The 22,886-nt window shown below is 63.6% G+C and carries 21 protein-coding genes; 11 read left to right on the top strand and 10 right to left on the bottom strand.

Going from position 1 to position 22,886, the window contains the following annotated elements; all coding sequences use genetic code 11:
- Window positions 1–19: 19 nt before the first annotated feature.
- Window positions 20–1,576 carry a multiple monosaccharide ABC transporter ATP-binding protein gene (gene mmsA, locus BLW08_RS01385; RefSeq protein ID WP_090820023.1) on the bottom strand — a complete coding sequence of 519 codons (1,557 nt, stop codon included), beginning with the start codon at window positions 1,574–1,576 and terminating at the stop codon, window positions 20–22.
- Window positions 1,577–1,705: 129 nt separating this feature from the next.
- Window positions 1,706–2,896 carry an ROK family transcriptional regulator gene (locus BLW08_RS01390; RefSeq protein ID WP_090820020.1) on the bottom strand — a complete coding sequence of 397 codons (1,191 nt, stop codon included), beginning with the start codon at window positions 2,894–2,896 and terminating at the stop codon, window positions 1,706–1,708.
- A gap of 461 nt (window positions 2,897–3,357) precedes the next feature.
- Here BLW08_RS01390 and BLW08_RS01395 point away from each other — a divergent pair, with 461 nt between their 5' ends.
- Window positions 3,358–4,164, top strand: a complete 807-nt coding sequence (locus BLW08_RS01395; RefSeq protein WP_091323295.1) for a carbon-nitrogen hydrolase family protein — start codon at window positions 3,358–3,360, stop codon at window positions 4,162–4,164.
- Here BLW08_RS01395 and BLW08_RS01400 read toward each other — a convergent pair.
- Together BLW08_RS01400 and alr are read right to left on the bottom strand one after the other, a co-directional pair.
- Window positions 4,161–5,774, bottom strand: coding sequence for a PucR family transcriptional regulator (locus tag BLW08_RS01400; protein WP_091322960.1), 1,614 nt, complete (start codon window positions 5,772–5,774; stop codon window positions 4,161–4,163). The genes BLW08_RS01395 and BLW08_RS01400 overlap by 4 nt on opposite strands.
- Window positions 5,764–6,996, bottom strand: a complete 1,233-nt coding sequence (alr, locus tag BLW08_RS01405; RefSeq protein WP_254779613.1) for an alanine racemase — start codon at window positions 6,994–6,996, stop codon at window positions 5,764–5,766. The genes BLW08_RS01400 and alr overlap by 11 nt, the downstream gene beginning before the upstream one ends.
- Window positions 6,997–7,094: 98 nt before the next feature.
- On the opposite strand from alr, the gene BLW08_RS01410 reads away from it, so the two are divergent.
- Together BLW08_RS01410 and BLW08_RS01415 are read left to right on the top strand one after the other, a co-directional pair.
- Window positions 7,095–8,621 (top strand): amino acid permease, encoded by a 1,527-nt coding sequence (locus BLW08_RS01410; RefSeq protein WP_175538541.1) that lies wholly within the window; start codon window positions 7,095–7,097, stop codon window positions 8,619–8,621.
- Window positions 8,618–10,321 (top strand): flavin monoamine oxidase family protein, encoded by a 1,704-nt coding sequence (locus tag BLW08_RS01415; protein WP_175538542.1) that lies wholly within the window; start codon window positions 8,618–8,620, stop codon window positions 10,319–10,321. The genes BLW08_RS01410 and BLW08_RS01415 overlap by 4 nt, the downstream gene beginning before the upstream one ends.
- Before the next feature lie 104 nt (window positions 10,322–10,425).
- Here BLW08_RS01415 and BLW08_RS01420 read toward each other — a convergent pair whose 3' ends face one another.
- From BLW08_RS01420 to purU, 5 genes are all read right to left on the bottom strand, one after another.
- On the bottom strand, window positions 10,426–11,142 hold the full coding sequence (locus tag BLW08_RS01420; RefSeq protein ID WP_091322961.1) for a hypothetical protein: 717 nt from the start codon (window positions 11,140–11,142) through the stop codon (window positions 10,426–10,428).
- The gene (locus tag BLW08_RS01425; RefSeq protein WP_090820012.1) at window positions 11,139–11,525 is read right to left on the bottom strand and encodes a PadR family transcriptional regulator; all 387 of its coding nucleotides are present in this window, start codon (window positions 11,523–11,525) and stop codon (window positions 11,139–11,141) included. Before BLW08_RS01425 ends, BLW08_RS01420 begins: the two co-directional genes overlap by 4 nt.
- Before the next feature lie 113 nt (window positions 11,526–11,638).
- Window positions 11,639–12,157, bottom strand: coding sequence for a gamma carbonic anhydrase family protein (locus BLW08_RS01430; RefSeq protein ID WP_091322963.1), 519 nt, complete (start codon window positions 12,155–12,157; stop codon window positions 11,639–11,641).
- Between the two features lie 86 nt (window positions 12,158–12,243).
- Window positions 12,244–12,909, bottom strand: a complete 666-nt coding sequence (locus BLW08_RS01435; RefSeq protein WP_091322965.1) for a class I SAM-dependent methyltransferase — start codon at window positions 12,907–12,909, stop codon at window positions 12,244–12,246.
- A 21-nt stretch (window positions 12,910–12,930) separates the two neighbouring features.
- Complete coding sequence (gene purU, locus BLW08_RS01440) at window positions 12,931–13,782, bottom strand: formyltetrahydrofolate deformylase (protein ID WP_091322966.1); 852 nt, start codon at window positions 13,780–13,782, stop codon at window positions 12,931–12,933.
- Between the two features lie 231 nt (window positions 13,783–14,013).
- Here purU and glyA point away from each other — a divergent pair, with 231 nt between their 5' ends.
- The 8 genes from glyA to BLW08_RS01480 all read left to right on the top strand — a co-directional run bounded on the left by glyA (window position 14,014) and on the right by BLW08_RS01480 (window position 21,509).
- Window positions 14,014–15,312, top strand: a complete 1,299-nt coding sequence (glyA, locus tag BLW08_RS01445) for a serine hydroxymethyltransferase (RefSeq protein ID WP_090820002.1) — start codon at window positions 14,014–14,016, stop codon at window positions 15,310–15,312.
- 132 nt (window positions 15,313–15,444) lie between these two features.
- On the top strand, window positions 15,445–16,338 hold the full coding sequence (locus BLW08_RS01450; protein ID WP_090819999.1) for a bifunctional methylenetetrahydrofolate dehydrogenase/methenyltetrahydrofolate cyclohydrolase: 894 nt from the start codon (window positions 15,445–15,447) through the stop codon (window positions 16,336–16,338).
- Between the two features lie 98 nt (window positions 16,339–16,436).
- The gene (locus tag BLW08_RS01455; RefSeq protein ID WP_091322968.1) at window positions 16,437–17,597 is read left to right on the top strand and encodes a sensor histidine kinase; all 1,161 of its coding nucleotides are present in this window, start codon (window positions 16,437–16,439) and stop codon (window positions 17,595–17,597) included.
- Window positions 17,594–18,259: a response regulator transcription factor gene (locus tag BLW08_RS01460; protein ID WP_091322970.1), complete on the top strand. Its 666-nt coding sequence runs from the start codon at window positions 17,594–17,596 to the stop codon at window positions 18,257–18,259. The genes BLW08_RS01455 and BLW08_RS01460 overlap by 4 nt, the downstream gene beginning before the upstream one ends.
- Before the next feature lie 162 nt (window positions 18,260–18,421).
- On the top strand, window positions 18,422–18,730 hold the full coding sequence (locus BLW08_RS01465; RefSeq protein WP_254779614.1) for an SHOCT domain-containing protein: 309 nt from the start codon (window positions 18,422–18,424) through the stop codon (window positions 18,728–18,730).
- Between the two features lie 148 nt (window positions 18,731–18,878).
- A complete protein-coding gene (locus BLW08_RS01470) occupies window positions 18,879–19,808 on the top strand; it encodes an ABC transporter ATP-binding protein (RefSeq protein ID WP_091322973.1) in 930 nt (309 codons plus the stop codon).
- 136 nt (window positions 19,809–19,944) lie between these two features.
- Complete coding sequence (locus tag BLW08_RS01475; RefSeq protein WP_254779615.1) at window positions 19,945–20,679, top strand: ABC transporter permease; 735 nt, start codon at window positions 19,945–19,947, stop codon at window positions 20,677–20,679.
- Window positions 20,676–21,509 (top strand): ABC transporter permease, encoded by an 834-nt coding sequence (locus BLW08_RS01480; RefSeq protein WP_091322975.1) that lies wholly within the window; start codon window positions 20,676–20,678, stop codon window positions 21,507–21,509. The genes BLW08_RS01475 and BLW08_RS01480 overlap by 4 nt, the downstream gene beginning before the upstream one ends.
- A gap of 28 nt (window positions 21,510–21,537) precedes the next feature.
- Here BLW08_RS01480 and BLW08_RS01485 read toward each other — a convergent pair whose 3' ends face one another.
- Entirely contained in the window at window positions 21,538–22,863 is a 1,326-nt protein-coding gene (locus BLW08_RS01485) for an MFS transporter (RefSeq protein ID WP_090819978.1), read from the bottom strand.
- Between the last annotated feature and the right edge of the window lie 23 nt (window positions 22,864–22,886).

The following is a 22,886-nucleotide window of genomic DNA, read 5'->3' on the forward strand; positions in this document are numbered from 1 at the left end:
GGTAAGGCTGGGCCAACGGTCAGGCTGTCTTGCGGGCGGAAGTCATGAGCTTCATGAGGCTTTCCTGGCTTGCTTCGTTCTTGTCCAGGACACCGGTGATGGCGCCTTCAAAAATCGTGTAGATACGGTCTGACAGGCCCAGGAGCTCAGGAAGCTCCGAGGAAATGACAATCACTCCTTTGCCTTGGTTCGCCAGCCTCTGGATGATGCCGTAAATCTCGAACTTGGCGCCGACGTCGATTCCGCGGGTGGGCTCGTCCAGGATCAGGAGGTCGGGATCCGTGAACATCCACTTGGCCAGCACCACCTTTTGCTGGTTGCCGCCGGAGAGCTTGGCCACGCCTTCCTCAACCGAGGGAGTCTTGGTCCGCAGGGATTTCCGGTATTCCTCCGCCACGGAGAATTCCTTGCGGGTATCCACCACCGTGTAGTTGCTGATCTTGTTCAGCGCTGCCGAAACCGTGGTGGTCTTGATGTCGTCCAGCAGGTTCAGTCCCAGGGATTTGCGGTCCTCGGTGACATAGCCGAGCCCTGCATCGATCGCGGCGCGGACGCTGCGGAGATTGACAGGCTTGCCATCCTTGTACACCTGGCCCTTGATGAAACGGCCGTAGGAGTGCCCGAACAAGGAGCGCGCCAGTTCCGTTCGCCCTGCGCCCATGAGCCCAGCAAAGCCGACGATTTCACCGCGGCGTACATAGAAGTTTGAACCCTTGCAGATCAGGCGGTCCTGGATCTGCGGGTGGCCCACTGTCCAGTCCTTGACCTCAAAGAACACCTCGCCGATCTTCGGCTCGTGGTCCGGGAAGCGGGACTCAAGTGTCCTGCCCACCATGCCCTTGATAATCCGGTCCTCGTCCACGCCATCACGCTTGACGTTCAGGGTCTCGATGGACTTGCCGTCGCGGATGATGGTGATCTCGTCCGCGATCTGTTCGATCTCGTTGAGCTTGTGGGAAATGATGATTGAGGTGATGCCCTTGCCCTTGAGGCCCAGGATCAGGTCCAGCAGGTGCTGGGAGTCCGATTCGTTCAGCGCGGCCGTGGGCTCGTCCAGGATCAGCAGGCGAACGGACTTGTTCAGCGCTTTGGCGATTTCCACCAGTTGCTGCTTGCCGACGCCGATCTCCTTGATGGGGGTATCGGGATCCTCGCGCAGGCCAACGCGGGCCAGCAGTTCGAGGGAACGCTTGCGGGCTTCTGCCCAGTCAATCACTCCCCATTTGGTGGGTTCGTTGCCCAGGAAGATGTTCTCCATGATGGACAGTTCCGGGATCAGCGCCAGTTCCTGGTGAATGATCACGATGCCTGCGGCTTCGCTTGCGCGGATGTCCTTGAACTGCTGCGTCTCGGCCATGTACACGATGTCTCCCGTGTAGCTTCCGTAGCCGTAAACGCCGGACAGGACCTTCATGAGCGTCGATTTGCCGGCACCGTTTTCACCACAGATTGCGTGGATTTCGCCGGCCATCACGCGCAGGCTCACATTCGACAAGGCCTTCACGCCGGGGAATTCCTTCGTGATCGAGCGCATCTCCAAGAGGATGGGATCACCTTGCGTGTCGAGGGATGTCATCAGCCCTTACGCCTCCAATGCATGACTTCGTTGTCGGCCCCGCAATGGCGAGGCTGTCTGATGAAAAAGTAAACTGGATCACCTATCTTGTCGTCAAGACTTGAACGCAAGAACCAGCTAACGATTTCGTTACCTTCCGGTAATACCCGCATGTTGGAACACCAGGGCGGCTGCCCCGAGGGCCTCCGCACGTGCGCCGAGCGAGGACATTGCAAGGTGCGTTGTCTCGCCCACCACGGGTACTGCGTGACGCACCAAGCCCCTGCGGATAGGGTCAAGGAGCAGGTCTCCGAGGCCGGCGAGGGGACCACCAACAACGATCACTTCAGGGTTGATCAGGTTGGAGACGTTGCCCAAAGCGCGTCCCACAGCCAGTCCGGCGTCGTCCACCACACGCTGGGTTGCGGAGTCGCCGGCGAGGCAATTCCGGACGATGTCCTGCGGTGTCAGCAGCGTGTCCTGGCCACGGCCCAGCAGCTCGATCATGGTGGTGGTGGACGCTATCGTTTCCAGGCAACCCCTGTTCCCGCAACGGCAGACGAGTCCGTGTTCGTGGATGGTTGCGTGGCCAATTTCGCCGGTGATGCCCACGTTGCCGTAGTAGGGAAAGCCGTTGAGGATCAGGCCAGCGCCGATGCCCGAGCCGATCTTGAGGAACATCAGGTTGGAGACTCCGCTGTGAGGCCCCCACGTCACCTCGGACAAAGCGCCAAGATTCGCGTCGTTGTCAACGAATACGGGGCAATTGAGGGCTTCCTCCAGCCGGTGCAGGATGTCGATGCCCACCCATTCCGGGAGGATGGCGCCCTGGGCTACGGTGCCCGTTCGCCGGTCGATGGGGCCAGGAATGCCCGCGCCGGCTCCCACGACGGCTGTGCGGTCAATGCCGTTTTCCTGGAGTAGTTTTTCCAGCAGCCGGACGGCCGCGGCGATGCCTTCCTCGGCGTGATGACCCAGTGGCAATTCGATGTAATCCTCGGCAATGACGTGATAGCCAAGTGATGCGAGGACCACCCGTAAGTGGCGGCGTCCAAAATCGATTCCGACGGCGACCGCACCGTTGCTGTTCAATCTCACGTTGGTTGCCCGGCGGCCGGAGCTGGTGGTTGGCTCCGTTGAGACCAATCCGGCGTCCTGCATGATCTTCACGATGTTGGACACCGTTGCGGTGGAGAGCCCGGTCTGCCGGGAAAGTTCAGCCTGCGTGGACGGCCCGCTCAACAGGCATTCGATAATGCGCTGTTGATTCAGGTGGCGGAGCGCGGACTGCGAGCCGGGTTTTCTTGGGTGGCTCTTCGTTGAGCGCTGCGTAGCGGGCATGACAAGAAGATTGCCCCACAAGCAACGTTGTAGTCAAGAAGTGAACACAACGAGTCAATCTTGTCCGACATACTCCAACGCAAGAACCGCCCCGCACACCCGTTGTGGGGCCTGGTGTGCGCCCTAAAACCCGTGGTTGGCGCGCAGAGCGGGCCCCGCAACGTGAGTCTCGTTTGTTGTGGGGCCTGGTGTGCGCCGTAAATCCCGTGGTTGGCGCGCAGAGTGGGCCCCGCAACGTGTGTCTCGTTTGTTGTGGGGCCTGGTGTGCGCCCTAGATCCCGTGGTTGGCGCGCGGAGTGGGCCCCGCAACGGGCACCTGCCGCCGGGCCTGCGGTCATTGCGTCCCACTTTGGAGGCCTGCGGGTCCAAATGCCCTAACATCACGGTCCCGCGCCTGCCTACTCTGGATGCAATAAGATCCGGACGCCATGGGTCCGGTGTTGAGCGAAACCAAGGTGGTAATGATGCTGCTCTCAGTCCTGCAGGCGAACGCTTCCGTCATGGACGTTGAGGCGAACCTGCGCACAATCGACGACGCCGCGCAGCGCGCTGCCCACGCCGGGTCCGGCCTGCTCCTGACTCCGGAATTGTTCCCCGTGGGATACGCCCCGCTGCGCCTGCACGCCGAACTGGATCCCGCCACGCTGCCAAACCTTCGCGAACGCCTGGCAGACATCGCCCGCCGGCACGGTATCGGCTTGGTCTACAGCCTCCCCGCCGTCGCCAAGCAGGAAAGTGCCTGGCACATCACCGCCACCCTCGTGAATGCCAAGGGCGACGAGGTCCTGAACTACGCGAAGGTGCATCTCTTCGGCCCGGAGGAACACAAGGCGTTCGTGGCCGCCCAAGAACCTCCCGCCGTCGTGGACTTCAACGGAATCCGTACGTCAATGCTGATCTGCTACGACGTCGAGTTTCCGGAAGCCGTCCGAGCGGCCGCCACACGCGGTGCAGAACTTCTGCTGGTGCCGACGGCGCTGTCCGCAGGCTTCGATAATGTCCCGCAGGTTCTTATCCGCGCCAGGGCTCTGGAAAGCCAATTGAACGTTGCGTATGCCAACCACAGCGGGCATGAGGATGTGTACACCTTCCTGGGCGGCAGCGTGGTGGCCGGACCGGACGGTTCCTTGCTCGCGGCAGCGGGGGAGTCTCCAACGCTGCTGTTCGCCGAGGTCGGCACGGAAACCGTGAAAGCAGCCCGCAGTGAAGTCCCGTACCTGCGCGAACGCCGGCCGGAACTCTACGAAGAGTGGGATCACCGCGCCTAGCCGTCCGTCCCATCGGCGGAGGGGCCAACCACCAGCTCGTCCACGTACTGCAACGCGAACCACAGCTCAGCCCGCACCTGCGCCTGGTTGAGGTCCATGTCCAGCAGTTCGCCGAGCACCCCGATCTGCCGCCGCACACTGTTCCTGTGCAATCCCAGCAGCTTGGCGGAGCCGTCCCAGCTGCCATTTTCGCTGAGCCATCCCCGCAGCACACTCAGGAGTGGGTCCCGCCGATCGGCTTCCAGCGAGAGCACGGGAGCCAGGAGGCGTTCCGCCAGCATGGATCCCGCCTCCCGACCAAGGAGCCCGGTAACAGACCACGTCACCTCATCCACGCGTGCGCTCTTGCCGGTGGTAACAACGCGACTCCGCAGTGAACTCGCCCGTTGGTATGCCGCAGTGAGCCCCAGCAGTTCCGTCGGTTCGCCGATCACCAGCCGCCACCCCAGCTTCTCGACGTCGGCCAGCAGGGAGTCATCAACCTTTAGCCGGGTGATCGCAGCGAAGCCGTACTCGGTGATCTCTACGAGTTTGGTGTCAAACAGCCTCCGCCACTGCAGCAGCTCGCGGACGGGCCCGTCGTCGGCAGCGCCGTCCACCCTGACGCCTTGGACCACCCGCATCTGTGCCGAGCGGGTAGAGGAGAGACTCTGCGCCACCAGATCCTTGAGCCCGTTGACATGCTTGGTCCCGCCGGAGGTTATCGAGTCCGGGTGCAATAGAACCGCCGTGGCCAACTGGCTCGGAGCAAGCGAACCGCTGGTCCGCTGCCGCACCAACAGCTCCAGCAACCCCACGGCCGACTGAACTACGTTGTTCTGGGCAGGAGACAGCGGCGCATCCGAGCCGAGGATCAACGCACCGAGGTTCGCGTCTTTGGTACTGCGTAGCGGATGCCCGAACACCAACGCCGATCCTGGTTGGTCAAATCCGTCCATCTCCACGCGAGGCCCGCTGCCGGACAGCAGCCGCTCAAGCATCGGCCCCAGCAATGAATGTTCGACGCCGTTGCTGCCGCCGCCGTTGTGCCTACGGGCCCTGACCCGCCCGTCCGCGCCAACGAGGACAGCCCACACGGGCACCCGCAGAACAAGGGCTGCGAGCAGTTCGTGTTCCGGCCTGGGGGAGAGGACAGCCCGCATGAGTTGGCGGTTGGTGTCGGCCAGCTGCCGGAACACCCTAGCGTTGTCCGTTTCCAGAAGCTGCGAAAATTCCAGCCCGATCGCCGCGAAGGGCAATGATTCCGGAACCTCGAACAAGGTGAGGTTGTGCCGGCGGCAGGCATCCACCAAGGCGTCGGGGACGGCGTCGAAATAGGGCCTGATCCCGAAGCCCAGCGCCGCCACCTTCGCATCTACCAGCCGTTGGACGTAGGCATCCACCTTCGCCGCCGAGCCACCTTTCCCCAGGAAAGGCAGCCCGGCGGTCAGGAGAAACTCACCCTCCGGCAGGTATGGCGTGGGATCCTCCAGCTCACTGGGTTCCACCCACCGCAGCAGCGAGGCACCGCTGCCGCCGTCGTGAATCATGGTCAGCTCCGGCGGCAGCTGCTCCAGGAACTGTTCCAGCGTGACGAAACTCAGGCGGGCGGTGGCGGGCTCAGGCGACATTGCCCTGCCCGGCGGCGGCCGGCTCCTGGTAGTCGGGGCACCGGTACGCACTAGTGGCGTAGGCCCGGGGGAGCCGGGGCGCAATCCTGTTGATGATCTCGTCCCCGTGGCTGCCAATGGCGGCGCCCCAGTCGTCGGCGCTCGCCGCCCCACACGCCGGGTCACCGAACAGCACGGCGGTGTCGCCGACGTCGATCCCTCCTGCGTCCGGTCCCAGGTCCACCATGAACTGGTCCATGCATACCTTGCCGATCACTGGCACGCTGCGACCCCCGATGTTCACCACGGAGCGGCCACTGATGCCCTTGGGAATGCCGTCCGCATAGCCGAGCGGGATGAGGCCGAGGTACCGGGGTTCGTAGGTGATGGCCTGGTGTTCGTAGCTCACGCCTGTTCCGGCGGGAACCTTCTTGACCATGACCAGCGGCGCAGTCACGCTCAGTGCTGGGCGCAGGCCGAAGTCCGCAGGATCCAGGTGATCAGCGGGGGCGAGGCCGTAGATGGCGAGCCCTGCACGGACCATGTCGAAGTGGAATTCGGGGCGGTCCAGGATGTTCGCGGAGCTGGACACGTGCCGGAGTTCGGGGTTCAACCCGGCTTCGTGGGCCTCGCGGACGGCGTCCTCGAACTCGGCCACGGCGGCGGCATTGCCTGGGTGGGCCGGGACGTCGGCCCAGGCCAGGTGGGTCCAGAGGCCACGGACGCGGAGTGTTCCGTCCAGTTCGGCTTGCCGGGCACGGGCTACCAGTTCAGCCCAATCTTCCTTACGCGCGCCGCCGCGGCTCAGTCCGCTGTCCAGTTCCAGATGCACGACGGCGGGGCGGCCGAGGCGCCCGGCGATGCCTTCCAGCACCTCCAGTTGGCCAACGCTGCCGAGGGACACATCGACGTCGTTTTCGAGCGCTTCAAGAATGGTGGCACTCGTCTGGGATGCCAGATACAGCCAGGAAAGGATGGGTACCGTGATCCCCGCTTGCCGGAGTGCCAGGGCTTCTGTGAGCTGGGCTGTTCCCAGCCAGTCAACCCCGGCATCCACTGCGGCGCGGGCCACTTCCACCAACCCATGGCCGTAGGCGTTGCCCTTCACCACGGCCATGAAGTGCGGCGCTTCGGTGCGCATCTTCAGGGCTTTGACATTGTCTGAAATCGCAGACAGGTCCACGGTGACCTGTCCCGAAAGGGCCGCCGGGGCAGCCGCTTGATATTGTGCATTACGTCTCATGGTTGAACACTATAGGTCATTTTGCACCGCGGTGAGAGGTGGCTCACATGCCAGTCTTGTGGAGGGGAAATCGAAACTACTTGGAAGGGACGTCAAGGGTGACTGTGCCTGTGAACACCGAAAATTCAGCGGCGCCGGCCGTCACGAGGCCAAGCCTCGGGGCTCAGCTTTTGCGCCGCAAGCCCATTGGCCAGATGGTCAGTGAAGCCGGAAGCAGCGAGGGCGGTACGCCTTTGGTCCGCAGCTTTGGCGTCCTCCAGCTGACCATGATCAGCGTGGGCGCCACGCTCGGCACCGGCATCCTTGTCATCCTGGGCGAATCCGTGCCGCTCGCAGGACCGGCTATTTGGATCTCCTTTGTCATCGCCGGCCTCGCAGCGCTGCTCTCCGCCGTGTCCTACGCGGAAATGGCGGGGCTGGTCCCCGTGGCAGGGTCCAGCTACTCCTACTCCTACGCCACCATGGGCGAGGGCATGGCCTGGATCTGTGGGTGGTGCCTCGTGCTGGAATACGCAGTCTCTGTGGCCGCGGTAGCCGTTGGTGCGGGGCAGTACGTCAATGAGACCTTGGCGGCCTTTGGACAGTTCCTTCCGGACGCCGTGAGCCAGCCGCCCGGCGACGGCGGCGTGGTGAACCTCCCCGCGATGGTCATCGTGGTGCTGGCCATGATTCTTCTGGTGCGCGGTGCGCGGGAGAGCGCATGGATCAACACAGCCATCGTGATCGTCAAGGTGGGCATCCTCATCTTCTTCTGTGCCGTGGCCTTCACCGCCTTCAACGCAGGAAACTTCGAGCCGCTCCTGCCCATGGGTGCAGCAGGGGTTTCCGCCGCAGCCTCGAGCGTCTTCTTCTCCTACATCGGCTTCGATGCCGCCTCCACCGCCGGCGAAGAAGCCAAGAACCCCAAGCGCGACCTGCCCCGGGCCATCATGCTCTCCATGGTGATCGTCACCAGCATTTACGTCCTGGTTGCCGTGGCAGCCATCGGCGCCCGCCCCTGGAACTGGTTCGACGGTACCGAAGCTGCCCTGGTGCAGATCCTCCACGAGATCACCGGCCAGCCGTGGATCGCTTTGGTCTTCTCCGTCGGTGCTGTGCTTGCCATCGCCAGCATTGTGCTGACTGTTCTCTACGGCCAGACCCGCATCATGCTGTCCATGTCCCGCGATGGCATGGTTCCCAAGGTCTTTGGCCGTGTGTCCCGCCGCACGGGCACGCCGGTGGCCGGGACACTCATCATCGGCATCGCTGTTGCCCTCACGGCAGGCTTGGTCCCCCTCGGCGCCCTGGCAGACGCCACCAGCATCGGCACGCTCTTCGCTTTCGCACTGGTGAACGTCGCGGTCATCTACCTCCGGCGCAACCGCCCCGATCTTGAGCGGAGCTTCCGGGTCCCGCTGTATCCCATCACGCCGATCCTGGGCACGTTGATGTGCGCCTACCTGATGCTCAACCTGGGCGCCGACACGTGGATCACCTTCGGCGTATGGATGCTTGTGGGCATCGCCATCTACTTCGGCTATGGACGCCGGAACTCCAAGGTAGCCGCGCTCAGCGAGCAGGACTACCGTGAATTAACCACCAGGGCCGTGAGCCCGGAACCTGTGAAAGCAGAAAACTCATGACCACCGCCACTGAACTTCCCGTTGCTGATCCGCAGGGCCAGGCCCCTGCAGACGAGGCTCCCATCACCATGCTGAACCCGGACTTCCCGTTCAGCTACGACCACTACCTGGCGCACCCGGACGGTTTGGGCTCTGTTCCCGAGGAGCTGTACGGAACGGAAGTGGCCATCATCGGTGCCGGCCTGTCCGGGCTGGTCACGGCGTATGAACTCATGAAGCTCGGTCTCAAACCGGTCATCTACGAGGCCGACCAGATCGGTGGGCGCCTCCGGACAGCAAGCTTCCCCTCGGCTCCAGGTGTGGTGGCCGATCTCGGCGGCATGCGGTTCCCGGTATCCGGCAAGGCCTTCTACCACTACGTGGACCTGCTCGGCCTGGATACCAACGAGTTCCCCAACCCCATGGCGCCGGCCACGTCCAGCACGGTCATCGAGCTGGCGGGCAAGAAGCATTACGCCACCACGGCCGACGAACTGCCGGAGTTCTTCCGCGAAGTGGCCGACGCATGGAAAGCCGCAGTTAACGATGGTGCTGCCTTCGCTGAAATGCAGGAGGCCATCAAGGCCCGCGACACCAAGCGGATCAAAGAACTCTGGAACGCGCTCCTGCCTGAGTTGGATGAGCAGACGTTCTACGGCTTCATCGCAGCCAGCAAGTCTTTCAAGGAGGCCGGCTTCGCTCACCGTGAAGCATTCGGCCAAGTGGGCTTCGGCACCGGTGGTTGGGATACCGACTTCCCCAACTCCATCCTCGAAATCCTCCGCGTGGTCTACACCGACGCCGACGACCAGCACCGCTCCATTGCGGGAGGAGCGCAAAGGCTCCCCGAGGCACTTTGGAGCCACGCGCCGTCGGGCCTTAAGTATTGGCCTGAAGGCACCTCGTTGGCTTCCCTGCACTCCGGTTCGCCGCGCGGAGCCGTGGACAACATCCGCCGCGCGGAGAACGGCGACCTCCTGGTCCGCGAGAACTGGGGGCGCGAGGCCACATACCAAGCCGTGGTGACCACGTGCCAGTCCTGGTTGCTGTCCACGCGCATCCACACCGAGGAAGCGCTGTTCCCCGCCGAGTTGTGGACCGCGATTGAGCGCTCGCACTACATGCAGTCGTCCAAGACGTTCGTGATGGTGGACCGGCCGTTCTGGAAGGACATCGATCCTGAGACCGGCCACGAGGTCTTGTCCATGACCCTCACCGACCGCCTGAACCGGGCAACGTACTTGCTCGACGACGGTCCGGACAAGCCCGCTGTGATCCTCCTGTCCTACACATGGAACGACGACGCCCTGAAATGGCTTGCGCTCACCGCCGAGGAACGCGTGAAGCTCATGCTGCACTCCTTGGAGCAGATCTACCCGGGCGTGGACATTTCAAGCCACATCATCGGGCAGCCGATCACGGTGTCCTGGGAAGCGGACCCCAACTTCATGGGCGCGTTCAAGGCCAACCTGCCCGGACACTACCGGTACCAGCAGCGCTTGTTCACGCACTTCAAGCAGGACCAGCTGGCGGAACACCAGCGCGGAATCTTCCTCGCGGGTGACGACGTGTCCTTCACCGCTGGATGGGCCGAGGGTGCTGTGACCACGGGCCTGAACGCCGTGTGGGGAGTGGTGAACCACCTCGGCGGATCATCGGCTGAAGGCAACCCGGGTCCGGGCGACCTGCTGGACGAACTCGGCCCGATCAGCCTGGACTAAACTTCCCGGCTACGTTGCGAGGCCCGCTCTACGCCCCAAACCCTCAGGTTAGGCCGCAGAGCGGGCCTCGCATTCGTGGTTGTGTGGCCAGCGGCTGGGCCGGTTCAGCGCAGGGCCAGTGCGAGCCCGAGCATGGCCAGCGCGAGCAGCGGGAAGATCCAGTTGGTGATGATCGTCGTGAGGATCTTCGTCCCGGTCCCGTTGCGTGGAGTCGTGTTGGAGCGCGGGTCGGTGATGTACTCGCCGTCGTAGCCCCAAGACCGGATGGTGATGGCGATCGACAGGAGCACCATGACTGTGGCGCTGCCGACGAGCCAGGGCAGGGGATCCAACGCCAGCCATGCGTCGGCCTGGGTGGCTGGAGTCGTTACGGCCGAGAGGAGACCGGACATGGCGCAGATTGCAACAAGGGCGATGAGTACCCAGATGCGTCGGATGGCTGCGTGGATATATAGCGGCAGGAGGGCCATCGCCACCGCTGGTGTGGCCAGGAAGGCTACCTGTGCCGGCGAAACCAGCATCGCTTCAGAGCTAACCCAGGACGCCACTGCCTGGCTGAAAAGCAGGAAAGCCAAGAGGCTCAAGAGCAATGGCCAGAGTGCCTTCTTGACCCACTCATTGCGTGGTGCCGTTGGTAGTTCAAGCGCGGCGGCGTAGTTTCGGGCCGGCCCGAATGCTTCCTCGGCTCCCTGGCCCGAATCGCTGAGGAGCTCGCGCGCGCTTGCCACGGTGTCACCAATCGCGTCCCCACGTACCTGGCGCAGACGAAGTTCCAGGATGAGTTCGTCAAACCATTTTTTGTCGGTAGTTTCCTGCATCATGTAGTGATCTCCTTCGTGTGCTGTCCGTCGCTGAGGTATCGGTTGCTGAGTGCGGTGAATCGCAGCCAGTCCGCGCTGAGCCGGTTCTTTTCGGCACGCCCGCGGTCAGTCAACGCGAAGTACTTTCGGCCCGGTCCGCCGTCACCTGCCCGCCATTCGGTGGTTACCATGCCGGCAGCCTCGTAGCGAGTGAGGAGTGGGTAGAGGGTGCCGCCTTTGACGGTGCCGAAACCGTTGCGCTCGAGTTCACTGATGATCGCGTAACCGTAGGAGGGTCCGGCGGAGAGGGCGTGAAGCGCAAAGAAACCCAGGGTCGCCCTCAGCCAATCGCTTGGCCAATCGGCGCCCTCTGACGCCGGTGGCTCAGGATGAGAAACTGTCATGACTATATTGTCACTCTAAGTAGTTAGCCTGTAAAGCCACTGATACACAGCGAGGCCCGCTCTACGCCCCAAACCCTCAGGTTAGGCCGCAGAGCGGGCCTCGCATTCGTCCTTTAGGCGTGCATTTCCCGGTGCGCCGCAGCCAGCTCCTTATAGTGGGCGGCGTTGTGCTTGACGCCCTCAAACTCCTCATCGCTGAGTTCCCGGCGCACTTTTGCTGGAACCCCGGCCACCAGGGACCGGGGCGGTATGACCGTGCCTTCAAGAACCACGGCGCCGGCAGCAACGAGCGAGCCGGATCCGATCACCGCGCCGTTGAGGATGGTGGCGCTCATGCCGATGAGGCAGTCGTCCTCCACAGTGCAGCCGTGAACTACTGCGCTGTGCCCCACGGAGACGCGCTCGCCCACGGTGCAAGGAAAGCCGGGGTCGGCATGGAGGACCACGTTGTCCTGGAGGTTGGACCCTGCGCCCACGCTGATCGCGGCTAAATCGGCTCGAACGGAGACGCCATAGAAGGCGCTGGAGTCCTTGGCCAACGTGGCCTTGCCGATGATGGACGCAGTGGGTGCCACGAAGGCGGTTTCATGGATGGCCGGGGTGTCTCCGGCGAAAGTGTAAGAGGGAGCCATGGCCCCAGCCTATTCCCAAGTAGGTCGCAGATCAGGTCGTTCTCAGCGCTGGGAACGACCTGATCTGCTACTCAGTTGGGTGTGGGTCAGTTGGGTGCGGGGGTGCGGAGGAGCAGAAATTGGTAATGCTGGGACCAGTTTCCCGCGCCCGGCCCGGACTCCACGCCCACACCCTCCGGCCACGTCCGGAAGTGCTCCACCGAGCCGTGTTCGCCAAAGATCCGGCGCACGGTATCGTCGCTGCGGCGGCTGAAGAAACGCCGCGGTTCTTCGAGATCTTCAGGGTTCAGGACTTCGTCGTCGTCACCGGACCAGAGCCCGACGGCGATCGGCGCACCAGGGGCGGTGACCCGCACAAGTTCGCTGACGACGTCGTGAATCCTGCTATTGGGGACGTGCAGAAGGGTGCTCATGGTCCAGGCGGCGTCGAAGACTGAAGCTGTAAAGGGCAGGTCCCGTCCGCTGGCCACTGAGGCGTCGAGTCCGGCCAATCGCGCCACATGAACGCTCTCCGAGGACAGGTCAACGCCGGTGTAATGAATCCCCGCGCGGACGAACTCCAGCCCCTCCACCCCTGTGCCACAGCCGAGCTCCACCAACGAATGACGGTGCTCGGACTTCAACAGACGGACAAACCATTCCCGGCATTCAATCCGGTGCGGGGTCAGGGAGCGGGTGTTCCGAACGGCAGCATGGCGGTTGTAGTAAACCGCCAGATCAGCTTCGTGATCGGCCTCGGGGATGCCGTGCATACCCTCAGCATAGAAGCGGTGCTAGTTGAACACCACGGTGCGGGTGCCGTCCAAAAGTACACGGTGTTCGGCGTGCCACTGGACCGCCTGAGCCAGCGTGCGGCCTTCTACGTCGCGGCCCATCTGGACGAACTGGGCTGCAGTCCGGGCATGGTCCACGCGGATGACTTCCTGCTCGATGATCGGCCCCTCGTCGAGGTCGGCCGTCACATAGTGGGCGGTGGCGCCGATGATCTTCACACCTCGGGCGTGAGCCTGGTGGTACGGCTTGGCGCCCTTGAAGGAGGGAAGGAAAGAGTGGTGGATGTTGATGGCCTTGCCGTTCAACTCCGTGCACAGATCGTTGGAGAGCACCTGCATGTAGCGTGCCAGGACGGTGAGTTCAGCATCGTGTTCGGCGATCAGTTTCAGCAGCTGGGCCTCGGCCTGTGGCTTGGTTTCGGGGGTCACCGGAATGTGGTGGAACGGGATGCCGTAGAACTCCGCCAACGGCTCAAGGTCACGGTGATTGGACACGATGGCCGGAACGTCTATTGGCAAGGTGCCGGTCCGCTGTTGGAACAACAGATCGTTGAGGCAGTGCGCGTCTTTGGAGCACAGGATGATGGTGCGGACCTTTTCGCCCACAGGGTTGATCTGCCATGTCATCCCGAAGGATTCAGCCACCGGCCGCAGCGCCGCAGCCAGTTCCGCCTGGGTGCTCGACGTCGTTGCCTCCACCCGCATGAAAAAGTTGCCAGTGCTGGGGCTTCCGTACTGCTGGGAGTCGGCGATATTGCAGCCGGACTCGAGGAGGGCTCCGGCTACCGCGTGGACAATGCCGGGGCGGTCGGGGCAGGAGAGTGTCACAACGAAAGCGGTGGAGTCAGTCACACGATCAAGCCTACCTGTGCTGCCCTGTTGTACTGTTAACGGGTCGCAACTGGCGTTGGGTGGACTACCACCAGGGAGCGGCAATCACGAAGACCACGGATCGTACGCCTGGGCCGAGGGTCATGTCTTACCGTTGCACGCACGTGACCGATGCCTCCCGTCATCAAGGGGACGCGGGAATGCTGCTGCCGGTAGCCTGACCTGTAGCACCACCCATTCCCTAGCCAGGAGATCTCCGTGACTACCACCACCTCAGCGTCTGTCAGCAACCAGACGCTTGCCGAACTCGATCCCGAGATCGCAGCAGTCCTCAACCAGGAACTCGGCCGCCAGCGCGGCACCCTCGAAATGATTGCGTCCGAAAACTTCGCACCCCGCGCCGTCATGGAAGCCCAGGGCTCCGTCCTGACCAACAAGTACGCCGAGGGCTACCCGGGCCGTCGCTACTACGGCGGTTGTGAATACGTTGACGTCGCCGAGCAGCTCGCCATCGACCGCGTCAAGGAACTCTTCGGCGCTGAGTTCGCCAACGTCCAGCCGCACTCCGGTGCGCAGGCCAACGCTGCAGCACTTTCGGCCATGATCACTCCCGGCGACAAGATCCTGGGCCTGTCCCTGGCTCACGGTGGGCACTTGACCCACGGCATGAAGCTGAACTTCTCCGGCAAGCTCTACAACGTAGCTGCTTACCAGGTTGAAGAAGACAACTTCCGGATCGACATGGACAAGCTCCGCGAGCAGGCCATTGCCGAGAAGCCGCAGGTCATCATTGCCGGCTGGTCCGCCTACCCGCGTCACCTGGACTTCGCTGCCTTCCGCTCCATCGCCGATGAAGTGGGCGCCCTCCTCTGGACGGACATGGCACACTTTGCCGGCCTGGTTGCAGCCGGGCTGCACCCGAGCCCGGTGCCGTACTCCGACGTCGTCACCTCCACCGTCCACAAGACCCTGGCAGGTCCCCGTTCCGGTGTGATCCTCGCCAAGCAGGAGTGGGCCAAGAAGCTCAACTCCAGCGTTTTCCCGGGCCAGCAGGGCGGGCCGCTCATGCACGTCATCGCCGCCAAGGCCGTCGCCTTCAAGATTGCCGGCAGTGAAGAGTTCAAGGAACGCCAGGAGCGCGTCCTCGAGGGTGCCAAGATCATTGCTGACCGCCTCAACCAGTCCGACGTTGCCGAAGCCGGCGTCTCGGTCCTCACCGGCGGCACCGATGTGCACTTGGTCCTGGTTGACCTCCGCAACTCGCAGCTGGACGGCCAGCAGGCCGAAGACCTCCTGCACTCCGTGGGCATCACCGTGAACCGCAACTCCGTTCCGTTCGACCCCCGTCCGCCGATGGTCACCTCCGGCCTCCGCATTGGTACGCCTGCTTTGGCTACCCGCGGATTCGGTGCCGCTGAGTTCACCGAGGTTGCCGAGATCATTGCCACCGCGCTCAAGGCCGGTTCCTCGGCAGACGTCGAGTCGCTGCAGGCCCGCGTGGACAAGCTCGCCGCTGACTTCCCGCTGTACCCGCAGCACGAGCAGTGGTAATCCGCATCCCAGCGGATAAATAACGCATCACCCCGGCATTGAACCGGAGCTAACGGGATCCGCCGCCACACCTACGGCGGCGGGTCCCGTTGGCATGAGCCAACAGGTCACCCACCAGAAAGAGCAGATGGAATGACACAGTCCACCGCACAGATCCTCGACGGCAAGGCCACCGCCGCAGCCATCAAAGCAGAACTGACCACTCGCGTTTCCGTCCTGGCCGCCAAGGGAATCGTCCCCGGCCTGGGCACCATCCTGGTGGGCTCGGACCCCGGCAGCACCTGGTACGTCGGCGGCAAGCACAAGGACTGCGCCGAGGTGGGCATTCAGTCCATCCGTCGCGACCTCCCTGAGGACATCAGCCAGGAAGACCTCCTCACGGTTGTCCGCGAGCTCAACGACAACCCGGAGTGCACCGGCTACATCGTCCAGCTGCCGCTGCCCAAGCACATCGATCAGGACGTCATTCTGGAAGCCATGGACCCTGAGAAGGACGCCGACGGCCTGCACCCCATGAACCTTGGCCGCTTGGTGGCCAACGTCAACGGCGACATGAAGTCCCCGCTGCCCTGCACACCCAAGGGCTGTGTGGAGCTGCTCCGCCGCCACAACATTGAGCTCAAGGGCAAGCGAGTCCTGGTGGTTGGCCGCGGCGTGACCATCGGCCGCCCGATTGGCCTCCTGCTGACCCGCAAGGAAGTCAACGCCACGGTCATCCTGGCCCACACCGGAACGGTGGACCTGCCCGCAGAACTCAAGCAGGCCGACGTCGTGATTGCCGCTGCCGGTGTGCCGCACATGATCAAGGCTGAGGACCTCAAGCCGGGCGCCATAGTGCTCGACGTCGGCGTCAGCCGCGTGGACGATGGCAACGGTAAGGCGGTTGTCACCGGAGATGTGGACCCGGCAGCTGCCGACGTCGCCGCTTGGCTGTCCCCGAACCCGGGCGGCGTAGGTCCGATGACCCGCGCCATGCTGCTCGCGAACGTTGTGGAGAGCGCTGAACGCCAGGCAGGCATCGCCTAGGTTCTCCGAACTGCAGCAGGGCGCCTACTCCTCCGGGAGTAGGCGCCCTGCTCCGTTAGCCCGACGACGAACAGCCGCTCCAAAGCTAGGCTCGGTGTATGCAGCCCCGTTCACTTGGACTCCAGCGAATTCCGGGTGCACGCCGGTTCGCCGGCCCTCCCACCAGCTTCCTCGTCATGACGGTAGCTGTGATCCAGGTAGTGGGAACGCTCTTTTCGGCGAGTCATCAGGACGCACCGCGTCCCCTCGATGGGCTCGCGATCCTGTTGCTCCTGGCCGGACCGGCAGGCTTGGCGTTCCGCAGACGGGCTCCGCAGGTAATGCTCCCCGTTGCCCTCACGGCCACAGGGGCCTACTTGGCCCTGGGCTACGCGTGGGGTCCGATCGTGCTCTCCCTGGCGCTGGCCATCGTCCTGACTGCCGCGGCGGGACTGCGCTGGCAAGCATGGACGGGGGCCGGAATCGCGGCAGCCGCGGTCATCACGGCCGCCACCCTGGCGGGCGATGAAAACTGGCCCCTGCGGGCGTCCGCCGGCGTCGCCTGGGCAGCCATCCTGGTGCTGATAGGGCAGGGATTCCGACGCCGGAGCGAACGGATAGCTGAATTCCGACGCCGCAGCGAGGAAGCCCGGAAGGCCGAACGCGATGAGTACCGTCTGACGCTGGCCCGGGACATCCACGATGTGGTGGCTCATTCCCTCTCCATGATCAACGTCCAGGCATCAGTGGCCTTGCACGTGGGAGCGGACGATCCGAACAAGCTCAGACCTGCCCTGGAGGCCATCAAAGCTGCCAGCAAGGAGTCGCTCACCGAGGTCCGCCAACTCCTGGGAGTCCTGCGGGAGGATGTTCCGCTGGCCCCGGCAGCGCGGCCTTCATTGGCAAGACTCCCGGAACTCATCCAGAACGCTGAGCTCGGCGGGTTGAAAGTGACGCTGCAGGATCTGTCGAACGCGGACTCCGTCGGTCCGGCCCAACAGGAAGCCGCGTACCGGATCATCCAGGAAGCCCTGACCAACGTCGGGAGGCACTCAGGTGCCCGATCCGCCGTCGTGCGTGTTGACCAAACCGCGGGGGCGCTCACCGTGGCCATAGACGACGACGGCGCGGGCATGGGCGGGGCGCTCCCCGGCAACGGCCTCACGGGGATGCGGGAGAGGGCGGCCGCCTTGGGCGGGACGCTCACCCTGCATGAACTGAAACCAGGCCTTCGCGTCGAAGCAACCTTGCCCACAGAACCAGAAGGAAACCTGCCATGATCCGCATCCTTCTGGCCGACGACCAAACCCTCATCAGGGCAGGATTCCGCGCGCTCCTGGACTCTGAACCAGACATGGAGGTGGTGGCAGAGGCCGGCACTGGTCGCGACGCCGTTCGCCTGGCAACACGGGACAAGCCGGACGTCATCCTGATGGATATCCGCATGCCGGACGACGACGGACTCACTGCCACCCGGGAAATCCTCAGTGACCCCACCCTGGCCGGTACGCGCATCATCATCCTCACCACCTTCGAACTTGACGAGTACATCGCGGAGGCCGTGCGGTCCGGTGCCGCGGGCTTCCTGGTCAAGGACACCGAACCGGCTGAGCTGATCCGGGCCGTCCGGGTGGTGCACGACGGCGACGCGCTGCTTTCGCCGTCGGTGACCCGGCGCATCATGGCCCAATTGGCGTCGCAGAGCAGGGCTGCGGCCAAGGTGGTCCAGCTGGAGCAAGTCACGGAGCGCGAACGCGAAGTGTTGGCCCTGGTAGGGGAGGGCTTGAACAACGCAGAAATCGCCGAGCGACTGTTCATCACGCCGCTGACGGCCAAGACCCATGTTTCGCGCATCATGACCAAGCTGATGGTCCGCGACCGCTCGCAACTGGTGGTCCTGGCCTACGAATCCGGACTGGTGAGGCCGGGCTGGAGCAGTTGACGCCACAGGGGAGACTCCACCGGGAGTAGATGGCCACCCCGAGGTGACTCCCGACGGCGGACGCGTCACCGGCAGCCCGCGACCAGACTCGAACCAGAGCCGAAAGACGGTTCACGCCGGGCACCGGCGGAGAGAGTTTGGATCACTGACATGTTCACCGCATTGACTTCAATCGTCGGCGAGACCACCACGCTTGGGGGTGCGCTGGCACAGGTACCGGCCGCCGTCGCCGCGCACGGTCCGTGGGGAGACGGTGCTGCCTGGCCGTTCTTCCTATTGTTCCCGCTGTTCTGGATCCTCGTGATCGGGACACTTATTTTCGTGGGCCGCCGTACCTGGCGCCGCAACCACCACTGGGCCGCAACCCAGGGCGCCGAGGGGGTGCTGCGTGAGCGGTACGCGCGCGGCGAGATTGACGAGACCGAGTTCCGGCAGCGGCTGGAGGTACTGCGCTCGCAGCCCGGCAGCTGAACCATCCCCCAACGAACTGAGAGGGCTCTTGCAAAAATATCTGCAAGAGCCCTTTCACATGTCAGGGGGCGCTACTAGTCTGCTGAGGGTGCACAATGAAGCAATCCGCTCTGCAAACCCTTCAGAATCGTCGCTATCCAGCCGTGACATGAACCCACCCACCGTCATCAGCGCGCGGAACCTCACCAAAGCCTATGGTGACCTCACCGCCGTGGACAACATCTCCTTCGATGTACCGGCAGGGGAGTCCTTCGGCCTGCTGGGACCCAACGGCGCGGGCAAGTCCACCACCATGAAGATGATCGGTGGCGTCTCCCAGCGAACCTCGGGCGCGCTCACCATCATGGGCCTGGATCCCGAATCCCATGGCCCCGAAGTGAGGGCGCACCTGGGCGTGGTCCCGCAGCAGGACAACCTGGATGAGGAACTCAGGGTCCGCGAGAACCTGATCGTCTACGGGCGCTACTTCGGCCTGCCGCTGAGCTACCTGCGGCCAAAAGCCGACGAACTCCTGGAGTTCGCGCAGCTGACGGACAAGGCCAATTCCAAAGTGGACGCGCTCTCCGGCGGCATGAAGCGGCGGCTCACCATTGCGCGGTCGCTCATCAACGAGCCACGGATCCTGCTTCTCGACGAGCCCACCACGGGCCTCGATCCCCAAGCCCGGCACATCCTCTGGGACCGGCTGTTCCGGCTGAAGGAAAGCGGCGTGACCCTCATTCTCACCACCCACTACATGGACGAAGCCGAGCAGCTCTGCGATCGCCTGATCGTGGTGGACAAGGGCCGCATCATGGCCGAGGGCTCACCGGCTGCCCTGATTCGCGAGCACTCGTCGCGCGAAGTACTCGAGCTCAGGTTCGGGTCCGAGCGGAACGCGACCATCGGCGTCGAACTTCAAGGCATCGGCGAGCGGCTTGAAACGCTGCCGGACCGCGTGCTCATCTACGCGCACGACGGCGAGGCCGCGCTGGAGCAGGTCACTGCCCGCGGGTTGCGTCCCATGACGTCGCTGGTGCGCCGCTCGTCGCTGGAGGACGTGTTCCTTCGGCTGACCGGCAGGAGCCTCGTTGATTAGGCGACAGCTGACTGACCAGGCGAACAATCCAAGCACGACGCCGGCGCCTCCGTTACGGGCCCACTCACCTGAGGTTTCGGCTGCCCGGGCGCGCCGTTGGGGTGCCTTCTTCTACGCGGAGCAGGTGCTTCGTGTCATGCGCAATTACGGCTGGTCCGTGGTCCTGTACAGCGTGGGACAGCCGGTGGCGTACCTGTTTGCCATGGGCGTGGGCCTGGCCAGCCTGGTGGATGCCAACAGCGAGTCCGCGTTCGGCGGTGTCAGTTACCTGGAGTTCGTGGCGCCTGCACTGTTGGTCTCCGCTGCGGTGATGACGGCCTCGGGGGAGTTCTCCTATCCCATCATGGACGGCTTCAAGTGGCGACGGGTGTTCTACGGTCCGCATGCCTCGCCACTGATTCCGCAGCAGATCGCCAGCGGCCACATCATGGCCAGCTCCTTGCGGTTTCTCTTGCAATCGGTGGTCTACTTCGTGGTGGTTGCCTTGTTTGGTGCTTCACCGAGCCCGTGGGGCTGGGTGTCTGCCATCGTGGCAACGGTGGCCGCGCTGAGCTTTGGTTTGCCGCTCATGGCCTATGCCGCAAGCATCACCCAGGACAAGGGGCAATTCGCCTTGGTTCAACGGTTCGTTGTGATGCCGCTGTTCCTGTTCTCGGGGACGTTCTTCCCGCTGGATTCACTGCCGATCGCGGTGCGTTGGATCGGCTGGATATCACCGGTGTGGCATGGGACCGAGCTGGGCAGGGTGTTCACCTACGGGATGGACCAGGATCCACTGCTGACCATTACCCACGTAGTGTTCCTGCTGGCCACCGCCACTGTTGGCTGGGTGCTTGTCCGGCGCCAGTTCGTCAAAAGGATGGGCTCATGAGTGTCCTGACAGGTGGCCACAGTGCCACAGACATGGCCCGCGAGCGGAAGTTCGGTTCCTTGTACTCCCGTAACGCGAAGGCTGTTGTGGGCCGTGGGCTCATGGCGGCCAAGTCCAGCACGTGGCTGGTGATGGTGTCCGGTTTCTTTGAGCCAGTGCTGTTCCTGCTGGCCATGGGCGTGGGTATGGGCTCGATTGTGGGAACGGTTCAGGGGCCGGGCGGCGAGGAGATCAGCTACGCGGCCTACATTGCCCCCGCACTGTTGGCAGTCTCTGCCATGAACGGGGCCATTTACGACTCCACCTGGAATGTCTTCTTCAAGATGAACTTCGCCAAGCTGTACCAAGGGATGCTCTACACCTCCCTGGGGCCGCTGGACGTAGCCATTGGCGAGATCTTCCTGGCGCTCCTGCGCGGGTTGCTGTATGCCACAGGATTCACCGCCGTCATGGGAGTGATGGGGTTGCTGACCAGTTGGTGGGCCATCCTGGTGATTCCCGCCTCGGTGTTGATCGCGTTCGGCTTCGCGAGCTTCGGGATGGGTATCACCAGCTTCATGAAGACCTTTCAACAAATGGACTGGATCAACTTCTTCCTGCTGCCCATGTTCCTGTTCAGTGCCACGTTCTACCCGCTGAGCGTCTACCCGCAGGTCATCCAGTGGTTCATCCAGGCCATGCCCCTGTGGCACGGCGTGGAGTTGTTGCGGCAGATCAGCGTTGGCTCGTTCAGTCCGGCAACTGCCATTCATGTGGGGTACTACGTGGTGATGATCGCCTTGGGCATCATGCTGACCACCGGAAGGCTGCGCCAGCTGTTCCTGAAATAGGAACCGGCCGGCGCAGCCCGGACCGGCTCTAGGCCGTCTCGATCTCGGCCATGGTCAGCTTGGCGTTGTCGCGCAGGCCCCAGGAGCAGAGACCCATCACGGCCAGTGCGGAGACGGTGTAAATCACGACGCCGATCGGGTCACCGTGGGTGGCTATCAGCAAAGCCGTGGCCACGGTGGCTGCCGTACCGCCACCCAGGGCTGAGCCGATCTGGTAGCTGGCCGAGATGGCCGAGTAGCGGGATGCTGCCGGGAACTGTTCACTCAGGAAAGCGGGCAGGGGCCCCTGCGGCACCGTGTTGAGTGCGCCGCCTAACGTGAACATCAGCAGGGCCAGCCACCCTGTGTGTGTCTCGATGGCAGGGAAGAACGCCAGGAAGTAGATGATGAGCATCGCCGCGCCGCCCACCATCACCGGTTTGCGCCCGATCTTGTCCGAAAGGATCGCGGCAAGGGGTGCGGAGATGACGCTGGCCACCGCACCCCATAACTGGAACTGCAGCGATTCGCTGCCCGTGTAGCCGTGCTGGAGTACGTACGACATCAAGAACACGGTGGCGATATAGGTGAAGGTGTTGTAGCCGTAGCTGACGCCGATGGACATCAGGATCCGGCGGGGGTGCGACTTCATGACAGCGAGCAGTGGAATGCGGGGTGTTTCCGCAGTGGAGGGCCTCTCGTCCTGCGGGAGCGTCAAACGTGCCACCAGGCCAGCTACGACCAACAATCCGCCGATCCAGAACGGTACACGCCAAGCGAAACCGGCCACGTCGCCACCGGCAACGGCGTCGGTCAGCGAGAACACTCCAGACCCCAGCAGCACACCCAGTCCGATGCCCATGCTGGTGAAACTGCCCCAGAAGCCGCGTCGGCCTGCAGGTGCCGCTTCGATTCCCACCAGGGCAGCCCCGCCCCATTCGCCGCCGGCAGAGAACCCCTGGACCAGGCGCAAAGCAATCAGCAGAAGGGGAGCTGCCGCACCGATTGAGTCCGCGCTGGGGAGGCAGCCGATCAGGAACGTGCTGCTGCCCATGAGCAAGAGTGTCAGGATCAGGATCTTGCGCCGGCCGAGGCGGTCCCCGAAATGACCCAGGACTATTCCGCCCAAGGGACGGGCCAGGAAGCCTGCACCAAAGGAGGCAAATGCCACCAATGTCCCGGTCAGCGGGTCCAGGCTGGGAAAGAAGACTTGCGGGAACACCAACGCGGCGGCCAAGCCGTAGATGGTGAAGTCATAGAACTCCAATGCGGTTCCAAAGCAGGAGACAAAGAAGGTGCGCAGTGCGGATACGGAGCGCTTGGCCTGAGGAGCTTGCGGTTCCAGCGCGACGTCGGGCCGAAGGGATGGCGGCATGGAGGTGCCTTTCGTTTGAGTAG

It is taken from the genome of Arthrobacter sp. cf158, assembly GCF_900106835.1.
Classification (GTDB): Bacteria; Actinomycetota; Actinomycetes; order Actinomycetales; family Micrococcaceae; genus Arthrobacter.